Annotated in this window: 1 protein-coding gene; it reads left to right on the forward strand. The window is 49.9% G+C overall.

Going from position 1 to position 1,661, the window contains the following annotated elements; all coding sequences use genetic code 11:
- The first annotated feature begins 97 nt into the window (after positions 1–97).
- Positions 98–1,612: a DDE-type integrase/transposase/recombinase gene (locus H7A77_RS25415; protein WP_220457379.1), complete on the forward strand. Its 1,515-nt coding sequence runs from the start codon at positions 98–100 to the stop codon at positions 1,610–1,612.
- Positions 1,613–1,661 lie beyond the last annotated feature (49 nt).

The raw sequence follows: 1,661 nt of genomic DNA on the forward strand, positions 1-1,661 counted from the left end.
CGCATTGACTCAGCATTTTTGTTACCAAACGCGCACTGTTGCCTCACCAAAATTGTTACTTTGGCTGAGTGATAAATAATCAGTCAGAGGTGCACCTATGAGCAATGCATTGTTGCCTATGGATACCCGTCGTCAGCTTCTGAAGGCGCTGAAAACACGCTATCAAGCAGCCAGTAAAGCCGAGAAAACCCGGATCCTGGAAGAGTTCATACTGATCAGTGGGTACCATCGTAAATCGGCAACCCGGTTACTTAATGGTGCCGTCACCAGCGGTAACCAACGACGTCGATCAGCCGCGGTTCGTTCGGTTTATGGTGCTGCTGTTCAGCAGGCTTTGATCGTGCTCTGGGAAGCTTCAGATCGGTTGTGCGGTAAGCGTCTCAAGGCGTTACTGCCCCAGCTTATTCCGGCAATGGAGAAACACGGGCATCTCAGTCTGAATCCGGCACTCCGCGAGCAGCTTCTGAAAATCAGTGCATCGTCCATCGATCGCCAGTTGAAAGAAGCACATACCACCGCCGGTAAAAAGCGTAACCGGACGGTTAACCGCGTCAGTAAAAGTATCCCGGTCAGAATGTTCACCGAGCATGAGCGGTATTCACCGGGATTTATGGAAATGGATCTTGTGGCGCACTGTGGCTGGCATCTCTCTGGTACCTTTTTGTGGACGCTGTCGCTGACCGATATCGCCAGTGGATGGACAGAATGTATGGCGTTACCGGCGCGTAACGCTGAGTTGATCATCCGGGCCGTTGATAAGGTTCAAAAAAATCTGCCATTCCCACTTCTCGGCCTTGATGTTGATAACGGAGCCGAATTTATCAACGAAGCCTTGTTTGAATACTGTTCTGCCAGATGTATCGCGCTGACCCGCTCCCGGCCATACCGGAAAAACGATCAGGCCTGGATAGAGCAAAAAAATGGTTCTGTGGTCAGAAAGCTGGCGGGATACGGCCGTCTTGACGGTGAACCGGCGGCAAAAGCAATGAACCAGATGTACATGGCTAATCGACTATTTATTAACTTTTTTCAGCCATCGTTCAAGCTTCTGGATACGCAACGCATTGGCGGGAAAACGGTTCGCAGGCATGATGCTCCCAAAACGCCTTATAATCGCCTGATAGAACTGCATACTCTGCGTTCTGAGCTCCGATGCCATTTTGACGATATCATCCACGCACTTGATCCTTTGAAGTTGCTGGAAACCATTCGACTTTATCAGCACCAGTTGGCGCGAATAGCTGTCGGGGATCCTGTTGGAGACAAAAACAGCGATTTAACCGCATTTTTGCAGGGCCTCTCCGTAGCCTGGCAGGAAGGTGCAGTGAATCCTTTACATCATCCAGCACCATCAAAACCTCGCCACTGGCGAACCCGTGCAGATCCCTTCGCTGACGTCTGGAACGAAATAGAACGCTGGCTTAAAGAAGAACCGCAACTGGGCAGTACCGAATTACTTCTCAAACTTGAAGACGCACATCCGGGAAAATTTACTGAAGGTCATCGCAGAACACTGCAACGCAGGTTGCAGGAATGGCGAGTTAAGGTGGTCAGAGAACTGGTCTACGGAACTCGTGCCGATGGTAACATTTTAGCTGAAGCAAGAAAGTAACATTAACTGGTGAGGCAACACGATCGGCAAAAGTAATTGACGTCTAATA

This window comes from Serratia sp. ME47, from assembly GCF_903970925.1.
GTDB classification, from domain to species: Bacteria; Pseudomonadota; Gammaproteobacteria; order Enterobacterales; family Enterobacteriaceae; genus Serratia; species Serratia ureilytica.

What these genes read in the sequence shown, in the direction of transcription:
- H7A77_RS25415 (WP_220457379.1), top strand. Translation starts at nt 98, where the DNA reads ATGAGCAATGCATTGTTGCCTATGGATACCCGTCGTCAGCTTCTGAAG.